16 protein-coding genes are annotated in these 14170 nt (G+C 61.3%); 4 read left to right on the forward strand and 12 right to left on the reverse strand.

The window, feature by feature from the left end; genetic code table 11:
- Positions 1 to 128 precede the first annotated feature (128 nt).
- From fghA to hrcA, 7 genes are all read right to left on the reverse strand, one after another.
- Positions 129 to 962: an S-formylglutathione hydrolase gene (gene fghA / locus IE00_RS08995; protein WP_072296732.1), complete on the reverse strand. Its 834-nt coding sequence runs from the start codon at positions 960 to 962 to the stop codon at positions 129 to 131.
- Positions 952 to 1473, reverse strand: coding sequence for a GNAT family N-acetyltransferase (locus tag IE00_RS09000; protein WP_072296733.1), 522 nt, complete (start codon positions 1471 to 1473; stop codon positions 952 to 954). Before IE00_RS09000 ends, fghA begins: the two co-directional genes overlap by 11 nt.
- Positions 1470 to 2102 carry an ATP-dependent Clp protease proteolytic subunit gene (locus tag IE00_RS09005; protein ID WP_072296734.1) on the reverse strand — a complete coding sequence of 211 codons (633 nt, stop codon included), beginning with the start codon at positions 2100 to 2102 and terminating at the stop codon, positions 1470 to 1472. The genes IE00_RS09000 and IE00_RS09005 overlap by 4 nt, the downstream gene beginning before the upstream one ends.
- Before the next feature lie 81 nt (positions 2103 to 2183).
- Positions 2184 to 3314: an S-(hydroxymethyl)glutathione dehydrogenase/class III alcohol dehydrogenase gene (locus tag IE00_RS09010; RefSeq protein ID WP_072296735.1), complete on the reverse strand. Its 1131-nt coding sequence runs from the start codon at positions 3312 to 3314 to the stop codon at positions 2184 to 2186.
- A 95-nt stretch (positions 3315 to 3409) separates the two neighbouring features.
- Positions 3410 to 3994, reverse strand: coding sequence for an S-(hydroxymethyl)glutathione synthase (gfa, locus tag IE00_RS09015; RefSeq protein WP_072296736.1), 585 nt, complete (start codon positions 3992 to 3994; stop codon positions 3410 to 3412).
- A 118-nt stretch (positions 3995 to 4112) separates the two neighbouring features.
- On the reverse strand, positions 4113 to 4619 hold the full coding sequence (locus IE00_RS09020) for a nucleotide exchange factor GrpE (protein ID WP_371328435.1): 507 nt from the start codon (positions 4617 to 4619) through the stop codon (positions 4113 to 4115).
- A gap of 29 nt (positions 4620 to 4648) precedes the next feature.
- Positions 4649 to 5704 carry a heat-inducible transcriptional repressor HrcA gene (gene hrcA / locus IE00_RS09025; protein WP_072296738.1) on the reverse strand — a complete coding sequence of 352 codons (1056 nt, stop codon included), beginning with the start codon at positions 5702 to 5704 and terminating at the stop codon, positions 4649 to 4651.
- A gap of 72 nt (positions 5705 to 5776) precedes the next feature.
- Here hrcA and rph point away from each other — a divergent pair, with 72 nt between their 5' ends.
- The 4 genes from rph to IE00_RS09045 all read left to right on the forward strand — a co-directional run bounded on the left by rph (position 5777) and on the right by IE00_RS09045 (position 8708).
- The gene (gene rph, locus IE00_RS09030) at positions 5777 to 6490 is read left to right on the forward strand and encodes a ribonuclease PH (RefSeq protein WP_072296739.1); all 714 of its coding nucleotides are present in this window, start codon (positions 5777 to 5779) and stop codon (positions 6488 to 6490) included.
- Positions 6487 to 7095, forward strand: a complete 609-nt coding sequence (gene rdgB / locus IE00_RS09035; RefSeq protein WP_072296740.1) for an RdgB/HAM1 family non-canonical purine NTP pyrophosphatase — start codon at positions 6487 to 6489, stop codon at positions 7093 to 7095. The genes rph and rdgB overlap by 4 nt, the downstream gene beginning before the upstream one ends.
- A gap of 86 nt (positions 7096 to 7181) precedes the next feature.
- Positions 7182 to 8348, forward strand: coding sequence for a radical SAM family heme chaperone HemW (gene hemW, locus IE00_RS09040; protein ID WP_072296741.1), 1167 nt, complete (start codon positions 7182 to 7184; stop codon positions 8346 to 8348).
- A gap of 3 nt (positions 8349 to 8351) precedes the next feature.
- Entirely contained in the window at positions 8352 to 8708 is a 357-nt protein-coding gene (locus IE00_RS09045; protein ID WP_072296742.1) for a YbaN family protein, read from the forward strand.
- Between the two features lie 46 nt (positions 8709 to 8754).
- Here IE00_RS09045 and IE00_RS09050 read toward each other — a convergent pair whose 3' ends face one another.
- The 5 genes from IE00_RS09050 to mnmE are packed head-to-tail and all read right to left on the reverse strand — an operon-like array spanning position 8755 to position 14162.
- On the reverse strand, positions 8755 to 9660 hold the full coding sequence (locus IE00_RS09050; protein WP_072296743.1) for a ParB/RepB/Spo0J family partition protein: 906 nt from the start codon (positions 9658 to 9660) through the stop codon (positions 8755 to 8757).
- Positions 9660 to 10445, reverse strand: coding sequence for a ParA family protein (locus IE00_RS09055; RefSeq protein ID WP_072296744.1), 786 nt, complete (start codon positions 10443 to 10445; stop codon positions 9660 to 9662). The genes IE00_RS09050 and IE00_RS09055 overlap by 1 nt, the downstream gene beginning before the upstream one ends.
- Positions 10438 to 11031 carry a 16S rRNA (guanine(527)-N(7))-methyltransferase RsmG gene (gene rsmG / locus IE00_RS09060; RefSeq protein ID WP_072296745.1) on the reverse strand — a complete coding sequence of 198 codons (594 nt, stop codon included), beginning with the start codon at positions 11029 to 11031 and terminating at the stop codon, positions 10438 to 10440. The genes IE00_RS09055 and rsmG overlap by 8 nt, the downstream gene beginning before the upstream one ends.
- Complete coding sequence (gene mnmG / locus IE00_RS09065; protein ID WP_083554209.1) at positions 11028 to 12887, reverse strand: tRNA uridine-5-carboxymethylaminomethyl(34) synthesis enzyme MnmG; 1860 nt, start codon at positions 12885 to 12887, stop codon at positions 11028 to 11030. The genes rsmG and mnmG overlap by 4 nt, the downstream gene beginning before the upstream one ends.
- A gap of 12 nt (positions 12888 to 12899) precedes the next feature.
- A complete protein-coding gene (gene mnmE, locus IE00_RS09070; protein WP_072296747.1) occupies positions 12900 to 14162 on the reverse strand; it encodes a tRNA uridine-5-carboxymethylaminomethyl(34) synthesis GTPase MnmE in 1263 nt (420 codons plus the stop codon).
- Positions 14163 to 14170: the final 8 nt, after the last annotated feature.

Here is a 14170-nt window from a genome sequence, read left to right on the forward strand (position 1 = left end):
CTCCTCCCGCGGCTGTCCATAACCAAGTGTTGGGCGGGCATCCCCTTGCGTCAATCGAACGCCCTGCCCTTTGCCCCTAAAGTCTGAGGGGTAAACGGCAAGGCGTCCGGGAAGTTTTGGCAAATGGCCTAAAGCAGCCGATCGGCGTGCCAGAAGACGTGATCGCCCATGAAACTTTGCACGAAGAAGTAGCTGTGGTCATAGCCGGGCTGCATGCGGAACTGGCCGGGCTGGCGGCGCTCCATCATGGCATGGGCCAGCGATTCGGGCTTCAGCAGGTCCAGGAACTGGTCGCCGCTGCCCTGGTCGATCAGAATCTCGCCGGGATAGCCGCGTTCGCGCATCAGCAGGGTCGCGTCATGGGCCCGCCATGCGTCGCGGTCATCGCCCAGATAGGCCGTCAGCTGCTTGCGGCCCCAATCGGATTCGCTGGGGTGGGCGATGGGCGCAAAGGCCGAGACGCTGCGATAGCGGTCGGGATGGGTCATCGCGATGGTCAGCGCGCCATGCCCGCCCATGGAATGCCCGGTGATGCCCATCGCGTCGCGGTCGATGGCAAAGTTGTCGCCGACCAGTTCGGGCAGTTCATGGACGATGTAATGCCACATCTGGAAGTTCGACTTCCACGGGTCCTGTGTGGCGTTGACATAGAAACCCGCGCCCTGCCCCAGATCATAGGCCTCGTCATCGGCCACGCCCTCGCCACGGGGCGATGTGTCGGGAAAGATGATCGCGATGCCGGCTTCATCGCAATATTGCTGGGCGGCGGCCTTGGTCATGGCATTTTCGTGGGTGCAGGTCAGGCCCGACAGATACCACAGCACCGGCACGCGGCCGTATTGTGCCATTTCGGGCAGGAAGACCGCAAAGGTCATGTCGGTCCCCGTCGCCTGCGAACGATGGCGATAGACGCCCTGCGTGCCGCCAAAGCTGCGGTTCTCGGAAAGGGTCTCAAGGCTCATGGGTCTCTCCCTTCAAGGTCTGGAACATGACCAGTCCGTCGACCGGACCATGCTGGGGGTGAAGAAACGCAGCCGGAAGCCGCCCGACAATGGCGAATCCGGCTTTCTGCCACAAATGGACGGCGTCCTGGTTGGTCGAGACGACGAAGTTGAACTGCATCGCCCGGAAACCCTGATCGGCGGCCCAGGTCTTGGCGTGGTCGACAAGGCTGCGCGCGATGCCGCGACCGCGCGCGTCGGGATGGGTCGCGAAGGATGCGTTGGCCACATGCGAACCGCCTGCGGGGCGGTTCGCGCCCACATGGCTGGTGCCCAGGATGCGGCCATCCAGTTCGGCCACGAAGGCGGTGAAGGGACGGGCGAACCAATCCTCCAGCGCTTCGTCGCGTTCGACGTCGCGCGGCATGCAGTAGGTTTCGCCCGCGCGATAGACCGGGCGCAGGATGTCCCAGATCGCGTCATGGTCGGTGGGGGTCGCGGGGCGGATCACCGCCCCGCCGCCGGTCGTCATTTCAGGTCGTCCACGCTGCGAATGACCTTGCCCAGAAGGCCGTAATCCAGCGCTTCCTGGGTGTTCAGCCAGAAATCGCGATGGGTGTCCTCCTCGATCTTCTCGACCGACTGGCCGGTGGCATCGGCAAAGATGTGGTTCAGGCGGTCGCGCATCAGGCGCACCTGTTCGGCCTGGATCATCATGTCCGAGGTCGTCCCGCCGATCCCGCCCGAGGGCTGGTGGATCAGGAAGCGGGTGTTGGGCAGGCAATAGCGGTTCTCTTTTTCGGCCGCCACGAAGATCAGCGCGCCTGCGCTGGCCACCCAGCCCGACCCGATGGTGCGCACGGTGGGACGGATGAACTTGATCACGTCATGGATCATGTCGCCCGATTCCACGTGACCACCAGGCGAACTGATCAGCATGTTGATGGGTTCGTCGCTGTCTTCGGCCAGGGCCAGCAGATGCGCGACGGTGCGCTGTGCCAGCTTGTCGTTGATCGGCCCCGCGACGATCACCGTGCGCGACTTGAAATACAGTTTGCCGATCTTGTCGCCTTCGGGAAGGCCCAGGCCGCCCTCTTCCTTGTGGCGGCGGTCTTCGTCTTCGGGTTCGTCGTCGTCATCGTCCAGCCACTGATGGCGCATCGGCCTGCTCCTTGTTCGTTCTTACGGCGACGGCGGGGCCCGCGGGTCCCGCCGTCCTTTTACCTAAGCAGCGATGAAGGATCAGTAAAGGACGACCGAGCGGATCGATTCACCCTTGTGCATCAGATCGAAGCCCTTGTTGATGTCGTCCAGCGACATGGTGTGGGTAATCATCGGGTCGATCTCGATCTTGCCGTCCATGTACCAGTCGACGATCTTGGGAACGTCGGTCCGACCGCGCGCGCCGCCGAAGGCCGTGCCCTTCCAGACGCGGCCGGTGACCAGCTGGAACGGACGGGTGCTGATTTCCGCGCCGGCTGCCGCCACGCCGATGATGACCGACACGCCCCAGCCCCGGTGGGTGCATTCCAGCGCGTCGCGCATCACCTTGGTGCTGCCGGTGGCGTCAAAGCTGTAATCCGCGCCGCCGATCTGGTCGAAGGGGGTCTTGGTCATCTCGACGATGTGCTGGACGATGCCGCCTTCGATCTCCTTGGGGTTGACGAAATGGGTCATGCCGAAACGTTCGGCCATTTCCTTCTTGTCGTTGTTCAGATCGACGCCGATGATCATGTCGGCACCCGCCAGACGGAGGCCCTGGATCACGTTCAATCCGATGCCGCCCAGGCCGAAGACGACCGCCTTGGCACCAATTTCCACCTTGGCGGTGTTGATGACCGCGCCGATGCCGGTGGTCACGCCGCAGCCGATATAGCAGATCTTGTCGAAGGGCGCGTCGTCGCGGACCTTGGCGACCGCGATTTCCGGCAGCACCGTGTGGTTGGCGAAGGTCGAGCAGCCCATGTAGTGATAGATCGGCGTGCCATCCAACATGCTGAACCGGGTGGTGCCGTCGGGCATCAGGCCCTTGCCTTGGGTCGCGCGGATCTTGGTGCAGAGGTTCGTCTTGCCCGACAGGCAGGACGCGCATTCGCGGCATTCGGGGGTATAGAGCGGGATCACGTGATCGCCGACCTTCAGCGAGGTGACGCCCTCGCCCACCTCGACCACGACGCCGGCGCCTTCATGGCCCAGGATGGCGGGGAAGATGCCTTCCGGGTCGTCGCCCGAGCGGGTGAATTCGTCGGTGTGACAGATGCCGGTGGCCTTGATCTCGATCATGACCTCGCCGGCCTTGGGGCCTTCCAGGTTGACCTCCATCACTTCCAGCGGCTTGCCAGCCTCGAGGGCTACGGCGGCACGGGTTCTCATAGTGTCGTCTCCTATCGCTCAGGTCGGGCGTTGGTCAGGCGGAAGGGGCCGGTTGGCGGCCCCTGTCCTGTTGTCATGGTTGTGGACGATCCGGTTCAGGCAGGCAAGGCACCCGACCGCTTGGCGACATGGGTCGCGATCGCGTCCATCAGAGGTGGCGACAGGGCATCATAGGGCTCCAGTCCCAGCTCGCGCAGGCGCGACCTGATGCCATCCATCCGCGACGGATCGACCCCAGATTCGATGACCGAACTGACAAAGGCGGCAAATTCCGGCGCCGACCAGCCGCTTTCCCCCGACAGCTCGGTATGCACGAAATCCAGCCCATAGAACGGATGGTCCTTGTTCTCGATCCGACCGAACATGTGCACGCCGCAGTCGCGGCAACGATGCCGCTGGATGGCGGCCGAGTCATCGACGATTTCCAGCTTGTCGCCATTTTCAAGGACGCGGAGGCTGTCGCGCGACACGACGGCGACCTGGCTGAAGGTCGCCCCATCGGGCTTCCAGCATTTGGTGCAGCCGCAGACATGATTGTGGGCCGTCTGCGCGCCGACCGAGACCTTGACCGGATCCGTGCTGCAGTGGCAGGTCAGGGTTCCGCCCGAAAAGCCCGAGTTCCCCTGTTTGACGCCGTGATCCACGGCGGGGTGAATCTTAACGTCTTCAGTGCTGGTCATGGTCCCCTCCTCCAGTTGACCGAACGTTGGTCAGGGTCGCGCCGATGGGAACATTCGGCAAGTGAGAGGAAGGTTGTAGCAGCCCGCGCCGACCAGGGGCGCGGGCCGATGGCAAGGCTCAGCTTGCCGGGGTCGAGGACACGCCGACCTTGGCCGGGCGCAGCAGGCGGTCATGCAGGCGGAAACCGTTATCCATGACCTGGATGACTTCGCCCGCGGTGGTTCCGGGCGCAGGGGCCTCGAACATGGCTTCGTGGAAGCTGGGGTCGAACTTCTCGCCCAGTTCGGGGCGGATGATCGTGATGCCATGCTTGGTGAAGACATTCGACAATTCGCGCAGGGTCAGATCGACCCCCTCGATCAGCGCCGAGGCCGCCGCGCGCTGTTCGTCGGTGGCCGCGTCCAGTGCGCGGGTCAGCGCGTCATAGACGGGCAGCAGGTCACGCGCCAGGCGCGAGCCGCCATAATTTTCCGCGTCGCGACGATCCTTGTCGGCCCGCTTGCGCGAGTTTTCCGCATCGGCCAGCGCGCGCATCCACTTGTCGCGCAGTTCGTCGCGTTCGGCCGTCAGGCGCGCGACCTCGTCATCCTGGGCGGCCAGCGGGTCGTCCAAAAATTCATCCATCGGCTGTTCGTTCTGCTCGGTCATGTTCTTCATCCTTTCCGGCCAGACAGCACCCGCCCGACCAGCTGCGCGGTATAATCGACGATCGGCACGATCCGGCCATAGTTCAGCCGGGTCGGTCCGATGACTCCGACCGCGCCTACAATCTTACGGTCGGCATTCATATAGGGTGAAACGACCAGAGCGGAACCCGAAAGTGAAAAAAGCTTGTTTTCCGACCCGATGAAGATGCGAACGCCCTCGCCGCGTTCGGTCAGGTCCAGGAAATCGACGATGTCGCGCTTGCGTTCCAGGTCGTCGAACAGCACCCGCACCCGGTCGATATCGGCGACCTCGCTGTCCAGCAGATGCGACCGTCCCCGCACGATCAGCCGCGGATCGGCGGATTCGGCCCCCCAGAGCGCGATGCCCGATTCGACCAGTTCCGCCGCCAGCACGTCCAGTTCGCGCCGCCGGGTGGTGATCTGCTGGGCCAGCTGGCCGCGCAGTTCGGCCAGGGTCTTGCCCTCGGCCATGGCATTGAGGAAATTCCCCGCCTCGCGCATCGATGACGGCGTCTGACCCGGCGGCGGGGTGAAGATGCGGTTTTCCACATGGCCGTCGGCAAAGACCAGCACCACCAGCGCGCGGTCCGGCCCCAGGCTGACGAATTCGATGTGCCGGATCGGCGCCTCGTGCTTGGGCATCAGCACCAGGCTGGCCCCGCGCGTGATCGAGGACAGGGCCGTGCTGACCCGGTCCAGCAACACGCCGGTTTCGGGATCGTCATTGCCAAGCGTCTGGTCGATGGCCGCCCTGTCCTGGGGCGCGACCTGATCGACCTCCATCATCCCGTCCACGAAAAGGCGCAGCCCCTGCTGGGACGGCAACCGCCCCGCCGAGGTATGCGGACTGTCCAACAGCCCCATGAATTCCAGATCCTGCATGACGTTGCGGATCGTCGCGGCGCTGACCTTTTCCGTCAGTGCCCGCGTCAGGGTGCGCGAACCGACAGGCTCGCCCGTGTCCAGATAGCTTTCGACGACCCGGCGAAAGACTTCGCGGGACCGATCGTTCAGCTGGTTCAGCAGCGTTTCCTGGCTCATGTGCCTCGTGGGGTTGCGTGACGGTGCCCTCGGGCGATATTGGGCGGGTAATCTTCACGAAAAGGATGAATCATGCGCCCCTCTGGCCGGAATCTAAGCGAAATGCGCCCGATTTCAATTGAAACCGGGGTGATGCGCCACGCCGAAGGGTCATGCCTGATCCGTTGCGGCGATACCCATGTCCTTTGCACGGCCTCGATCGAGGATCGTCCGCCGCGTTTCCTGAAAGGCACCGGCCTTGGCTGGGTCACGGCCGAGTATGGCATGCTGCCCCGCGCCACGAACAGCCGCAATCGTCGCGAAGCCGCATCGGGCCAGCAAACCGGCCGCACCCAGGAGATCCAGCGTCTGATCGGGCGCAGCCTGCGTGCGGGCATCGACCGTTCGGCCCTGGGTGAACGGCAGATCACCATCGATTGCGACGTGATCCAGGCCGATGGCGGCACGCGCTGCGCCTCGATCACCGGCGGTTGGGTGGCCCTGCGCCTGGCGGTGAACAAGCTGCTGAAGGCGGGCACCATCACCTCTGATCCGATCCTCGATCATGTCGCCGCCGTCAGCTGCGGCATCTATGCCGGCCAGCCGCTGGTCGATCTGGACTACGCCGAGGACAGCGAAGCCGGCACCGACGGCAATTTCGTCCTGACGGGTGCAGGCCGCCTGATCGAAGTGCAGATGTCGGCCGAGGGCGCGACCTTCACTCGGGATCAGATGAGCCAGCTGCTGGACCTGGCCGAAGGCGGCATGGCCGACCTGGTCGCCGCACAGAAGGCCGCCATCGCATGAGGAAGTTCACCGAAAAGCGCCTGCTGGTCGCCACCCACAATGCCGGCAAGCTGGCCGAGATGCGGGCCCTGCTGGCGCCTTATGGCGTCGAGGTCGTGGGCGCCGCCGAGATGGGCCTAGACGAACCCGTCGAGACCGAGGACAATTTCATCGGCAACGCCCGCATCAAGGCCCGCGCCGCGATGGAAGCCACCGGCCTGCCCGCCCTGTCCGATGACAGCGGCATCAGCGTCGATGCCCTGAACGGCGCCCCCGGCGTCTATACCGCCGATTGGGCCGAAACTGGCCAGGGCCGCGATTTCCCGATGGCGATGAAGCGCACCTGGGACGAGCTTGAGGCCGTGAACGCCCCTGCCCCGCGGCTTGCGCAGTTCCGCTGCACGCTGGTCCTGATGTGGCCAGACGGGCATGACGAGGTCTTTGAAGGCGTGCTGCCAGGACAGGTCGTCTGGCCCCCGCGCGGCGCCGAGGGTCACGGCTATGACCCGATCTTCATGCCCGACGGGCACGACGTGACCTTGGGCGAGATGGCGCCCGAGGCGAAGAATGAACTGAGCCATCGCGCCATCGCGGTGGAAAAGATGATCAAGGCCGCCTTTACCTGACGGCTGCGGCCCGTCCCTGTGATTGGGGCGGGCCGGCAATTCAGGACGGACGCCCCCGCCAACCGGGGGAACAGGATATTCCCGACATGACCCCGACTTCAGACGACTGGCGCGCAGGTGGCTTTGGACTGTATGTCCATTGGCCCTTCTGCGCCGCGAAATGCCCCTATTGCGACTTCAACAGCCATGTGGTCGCCCATGTCGACCAGGCCCGGTGGGCCAAGGCGCTGGCGGCCGAGATCGCGCGGCTGGCAGCCGAGATTCCCGACCGCCATCTGGGCAGCATCTTTTTCGGGGGTGGAACGCCGTCATTGATGATGCCCGAAACCGTCGATGCGGTCATCCGGGCGGCGCAGGCGGGCTGGGGTTTCAGTAATGACATCGAAATTTCGCTCGAGGCGAATCCCACCAGCGTGGAAAAGACGCGCTTTCAGGGTTTTGCGGATGCCGGGGTGAACCGCCTGTCCATGGGCATCCAGGCCCTGAACGACGACGACCTGCGTCGGTTGGGGCGCATGCATTCTGTCGCCGAGGCCCGCGCGGCCTTCGATGTGGCGCGCGACACGTTTGGACGGGTCAGCTTCGACCTGATCTATGCGCGGCAGGGACAGGGCCGGGCCGCATGGCGGGCCGAGCTGCGCGAGGCGCTGTCGATGGCCGTCGACCATCTGTCGCTCTATCAACTGACGATCGAGCCGGGGACCGCCTTCGGTGCCCGCGCCGAAATCGGCAAGCTGCGGGACCTGCCCGATGATGATCTGTCCGCCGACATGTATGCCGACACGCAGGAAATCTGCGCCAAGGCCGGCATGAATGGCTATGAGACGTCTAACCACGCGGCGCCGGGCTCTGAAAGCCGCCACAACCTTGTGTACTGGCGGCAGGGTGATTGGGCCGCCGTCGGCCCGGGCGCCCATGGGCGCCTGACCCTGCCCCATGGCCGCGTCGCGACCGAGGCCCATCGTGCGCCCGGCGCCTGGATCGACGCCGTCGAGCAGAACGGAACGGGCGAGCTGCCGCGAGAGTTCATTCCCCATGATGAACAGGCGACCGAGTATCTGTTGATGGCGATGCGCCTGAGCGAGGGAATGGACATGGACCGCTTTGCCGCTTTGGCAGGTCAGCCGCTGAGGCCGGAGGCGGTTGCGTCACTGGCAGATCTTGGCATGGTCCGGACGACCGGAAACCGGTTGCAGGCGACCGATGCGGGACGCCCCGTCCTGAACGCAATCCTGCGCGAACTGGCCCTCTGATCCATGCGACGCAGATTGTGGCTGATGATCGGCTGGCTGTTCATGAGTATCGGCATCATCGGCATTGCCCTGCCCGTGGTTCCGACCGTGCCATTCCTGCTGGTGGCGGCTTGGGCATTCGCGCGATCCTCTCCAGTGTTGAAACAACGGATACTGGATCATCCGACCTATGGGCCGCCGGTTCGTGCCTGGCAGGAGCGCGGCGCAGTCGGTCGTGTGGCGAAAATATGGGCAATCTCGGCCATGACCGCCGGAGTGGCCTTATCGTGGTGGGTCGGAATGCCGGATTGGGTTGTCGCGGTTCAGGGCGCGATCTGTGCCAGCGTTGCTATCTTTTTGATCACGCGCCCTTGTGCCTGACGCTTAGTTCTGGTGGAAAACGTGGCTTTCCCCACCAGATAAGGTATCAGCCCTGTCCGCCCAGAAGCTGACAAAGTCGGTCCAGCTGATCCAGATCCTTGTAACTGATCACCAGATCGCCGCTGGCATCGCTTTTGTGGCTGATCTGGACCTTCATCTTCAAATGCGCGGTCAGATCGCCTTCCAAGGCACGGGTATCGGCGTCCTTTTCACCCGCCGAACGCCCTTTTGACCGCGGTTTGTCCGGCGTCGGCTCGGCCAGCTTGCGCACCATCTCTTCGGTCTCGCGAACCGACATGCCCTTTTCAATGACACGGCGTGCCAGTTGCGTAGCATTCGGTGCCGTGATCAAGGCCCGGGCGTGGCCTGCGCTCAGCTTGTTGTCTTTGACCATGTCCTGAACGGGTTCGGGAAGGTTCAGAAGGCGCAAAAGATTCGCGATATGGCTGCGGCTTTTGTTCAGCGCTTCCGCCAGCCGTTCCTGGGTGTGCCCGAAACGGTCCATCAACTGTCGGAAACTGGCGGCTTCTTCGATGGAATTCAGGTCTGCGCGCTGGATGTTTTCGATGATGGCAACTTCCAGCACCTCGGTATCCGACATCTCACGGATAATGACCGGGAGTTCATGGAGTTGCGCCATCTGCGCCGCACGCCAGCGCCTTTCGCCGGCAACAATCTGATAAAGCCCCTGGTCTTGCGGATGGGGGCGAACGATCAGGGGCTGCAAGACGCCCCTTTGCTTGAGCGAAGCCGCAAGTTCCTGCAAAGCCTCGGGATCGAAACTGCGCCGGGGCTGGTCCGGGTTTGCCGTGATCTGTTCGATGGGGATCAGAACACGATCCTTCATCGCAGGCGCCGGCGTATTTGGCGCAGGATCGGAAAGATCCATGTCGGCCATCAAGGCGGACAAACCGCGACCAAGCCCCCGTTTCGCTGCTTTGCTGTCAGACATCACGCCGCCTCCGTCACCAGTTTCAACCGTCCGCAGAATTCCTCGGCGAACTGCCTGTAGGCCAGGCTGCCTTTCGAATTCGGATCATAGCTGAGAACCGGTTGCGCATGCGACGGCGCCTCGGAGACACGGACATTGCGCGGGATCACAGTCGGATAGACCAGATCCCCCAAAGTTTCGCGAACGTCGGCTTCGACCTGTTGGGAAAGATTGTTGCGGTAATCAGACATCGTCAGCAGGATCCCGTTGATCCGCAAAGCCGGATTGGCAGTCTGACGGACATGCTTGACGGTCCCCAGAAGCTGAGACAACCCCTCAAGTGCATAGAATTCAGCCTGAAGGGGAACCAGAACACTGGTCGCGGCGACCATGGCATTGACCGTCAACAACCCCAACGCGGGCGGGCAATCAATCAGAACGATCGTTCCGGTCGGTGCCTGACGCAGTTGCTTGCTCAGCAGGCGCATGCGATCCGGTGTCTGTGAAAGTTCAACATCTGCAGAAGCCAGATCCGATGTCGCAGGCACGACTTTGAGATTCGGGATATCCGTCGCCATCGCGGCCTGAACCAAACCGGCCTCACCTGTCAGCAAATCATAGACGGTGAATTCTCTCTGATCCGTCGTCAGACCCAGTCCCGTGGAGGCGTTACCCTGCGGATCAAGGTCCACCAGGATGGTCGGCCAACCGGCTTGGGCCAAGGCGGCGCCGAGATTGACCGCTGTCGTCGTTTTGCCGACGCCCCCCTTCTGGTTTGCGATTGCGACGATATGCTGCTCACGCATGAGAGACTCCGGATATTTTCAGGATTGCGGCTTCTGGATCAGTTCTACTGGTAAATGTTTCAAGATCAAACTGCCAATCGTCTTTCGCGTCCTTGACCTCATCGCGCCAAGACCGGCCCTTCATCAGAAGCGCAGTCCCATCCGAAGACAGGTGACGTTCGACGAATCTCAACAGAAGTGGCAAGGCGGCCAATGCACGTGCTGACATGACATCGGCCCCGATAGGCGCAAGGGTTTCAATCCGTTCGCTGATGACGGATGTGTTGGTCAGGCCCAGCTCTCGCGCGACCGTGCGCAAGAATTGGCATTTACGTTTGTCGCTTTCGACAAGCGTAAATGCCACGGGTTCATTGCGGTGGGTGATGGCAAGGACCAATCCTGGCAACCCGCCCCCACTTCCGATATCGACCCATTTGCCCGTCGGCCGAGGGATCATGTCAACCAATTGCAAACTGTCTTCTATATGGCGAAAGCGAAAATCTTCCAATGTTGCAGGAGCAACCAAGTTGATTTTCGGGTTCCACACGCGGGTAATCGCCTCATACTCGCGAAACAATTCTTCTGTTTCACGTGAAACACTTTTCATGCCGAAGCCCGCTGTTTTGATTTGAGCATGGCAATCAACAGCGTTAGGGCCGCTGGCGTCATTCCCTCAATTCTTTCCGCATCGGCGAGCGTTGCTGGACGATGTTCGGAAAGCTTCCGAACCAGTTCCGCCGATAGCCCGCCGATCATAGAATAGTCGATATGGTCACCCAGAACGGCGCGTTCATTCGCGCGTATCGATATGGCATCACGTTGCTGTCGATCCGTATACTGGGCGTAGAGAGCATCATTCCTGAGCTGATCCAGTGTTTCACGTGAAACATCCGCCAGTTCGGGTACCAGACCCGCCAGCATAGCGTGATCGATTTCCGTCATTCCCAGCAAGGTGAAGGCAGATCTTAGCTGCCCATCCAAACGAACCTTAAACCCAGCATTCGCCAAATCATTCGGTGAGAATTTGATACCTTCCAGCATGCTTCTAGCGGCAACATATGCATTCTGTCGGGCTTTAAAACTCTCCTGACGTTCAACACCGATGCAACCCAATTCCAGCCCGATCGGAGTCAGTCGCTGATCAGCATTATCAGCGCGAAGGCTCAGGCGAAATTCGGCGCGTGATGTAAACATGCGATAGGGCTCTGTCACTCCGCGTGACACCAGATCGTCGATCATGACGCCGATATAACTTTGCGTTCGGCTAAACGTATATCCATCACGATCTTGAGCAGACAGCGCGGCATTCAACCCTGCGACAAGGCCTTGTCCGGCGGCCTCTTCATACCCCGTCGTCCCATTAATCTGGCCGGCCAGATAAAGCCCTTTGACGGAACCAACCGCCAAAGTCCGATCCAGGCTGGTTGGGTCCACGAAATCATACTCGACCGCGTATCCCGGCTGAAGAATGACTGCATTCTCCAGTCCGACAATCGAATGAATATATTCTTCCTGAACTTCCAGCGGGAGCGATGTCGAAATGCCGTTGGGATAGACTGTGTCGTCCCCCAGGCCCTCTGGTTCCAGGAATATCTGATGAGATTCCTTATCCGCAAACCTGACGACCTTATCCTCGATCGACGGGCAATATCTTGGCCCTCGGCCGGAAATATGCCCACCATACATGGCAGATCGATCCAGATTGTCGCGGATGATGGTATGGGTGCGCGCGTTGGTATGCGTAATTCCGCAAGAAATCTGCGGCGCTTCCGGTGCCGTGTTCAGATAGGAGAACACAACCGGCTGCTCGTCGCCAGGCTGCATCTCCAACGCCGACCAATCGATGGTTTTTCCATCCAAACGCGGGGGTGTACCCGTTTTCAGCCTCGAAGTTGGCAGACCAAATTTTTGCAACGAACGGGCCAAGCTGTTCGATGCATCATTCCCCCACCGTCCCGCCTGACGGCTGACATCACCAATATGAATAACACCATTCAGAAATGTCCCGGTCGTCAGGACAGTTGCCTTGGCGGTAATGGACTGTCCATCCGCCATCGTGACGCCGGAAACCATCGATTCATCACCGGTGAAGGATGCGACCTCTCCGAAGATCAGTTCAACGTCCGGAAAGTTGCTCAGAATATCCCACGCAACCGTGCGATAGATTTTGCGATCCATCTGAGCCCGCGGTCCTTGAACCGCTGGACCTTTGCGACGGTTCAGCAATCTGAACTGTATCCCGGCCTTATCCGCGATCCGCCCCATGACGCCATCCAAAGCGTCCACTTCACGCACCAAATGCCCTTTGCCCAATCCGCCAATGGCAGGGTTGCAGGACAAGGTGCCGATATCTTCCTTGCGCATCGTGATCAGCGCGACAGATGACCCCATTCGGGCAGCCGCAGTTGCTGCTTCCAAACCGGCATGACCTGCCCCAATAACGATGACATCGAAATGTTTCACGTGAAGCAATCCTTATTTCCCGATGCAGAAGGACAGGAATATCTTATCAAGGTAGTCTTCGGCATCGATTCGGCCAAGCAGCCTGTCCAAAGCGTGATTGGCTTTCCGAAGCTCTTCAGCCAGAAGCTCGACAGGCAAGTGAAGCGTATTTTCAAGCGCATTCGCCGCCATCTGCAGCTCATTCAACTGGCGTTCATGGCTGACAATGCCCGCACCCGCCACTCTATCTCTCAACCTGTCGAAGATCTGATCCAGCACAGCATCGATTCCCGCCCCGGTCACGGTGGATATTGCCTGTTCGGTCGCTCCGGACAAGTCAGCCTTGCCGCGCAGGACGATATCCCCTGGATGCCAAAGTTCCGTAATTGCATCACCGCTGTCGGACAAATGAACCCGAAGATCAGCCGCAAAAGCTCTTTCGCGCGCGCGCTCAATCCCGGCGACTTCGACTTCATCCTCGGATTGACGCAAACCTGCCGTGTCTAAAAGCGTAACAGGCAATCCCTTGAGATCCAGTCTCAGTTCAATCACGTCACGCGTCGTGCCGGCAACGGTCGAAACAATTGCGACATCGCGCTTGGCTATCCTGTTGAGAAGGCTCGATTTTCCGGCATTGGGCGGCCCGACGATCGCAACCTCGAAGCCCTGCCTGATACGCTCTGCAGCCGAAAAACCTGCAATTTCCCTGCTGATTGACGCATGTAGACGCTCAATCAACTCATAGGCTTCCGCAGGAACCTCATCAGGGACGTCTTCATCGGCGAAATCCACGCTGACTTCAACGAAGGCTCCCGCCTCAACCAACCAAGACCGCCATTCGGCAATTCTTGTGGCCAGTTCCCCGCTGGTCGCCCGCATGGCCAGCCTGCGCTGTGCTTCCGTCTCTGCAGCAAGAAGATCGCCCAAACCCTCGATCTCGGCAAGATCCATACGCCCGTTCAGGAAAGCGCGTCGTGTAAACTCCCCCGCTTCTGCCAAACGGGCACCGCGTTCCAGCAAGGCGGCCGACACTCGGCGCGCGATGACCGGTGCTCCGTGCAGATGCAGCTCGACCACTTCCTCACCGGTGAAGCTTTGACCGTCCCGGAACCACATCGCCAGAACCTGGTCCACCGTCTCATCGTCAACCGTCAGGTTGCGAAAATAAGCGTGGCGCGGCGTCTTCATCGAACCGACCAAACCTTCGGCAACCGACCGGGCGCCTTCACCGCTCAGTCGAATGACGGAAACTCCCCCCCGCCCGGGCGGGGTGGCTTCGGCGAAGATCAGGTCCATGTCTGCCT

The sequence above is a fragment of the Paracoccus sp. SM22M-07 genome (genome assembly GCF_001887735.1).
Classification (GTDB): Bacteria; Pseudomonadota; Alphaproteobacteria; order Rhodobacterales; family Rhodobacteraceae; genus Paracoccus.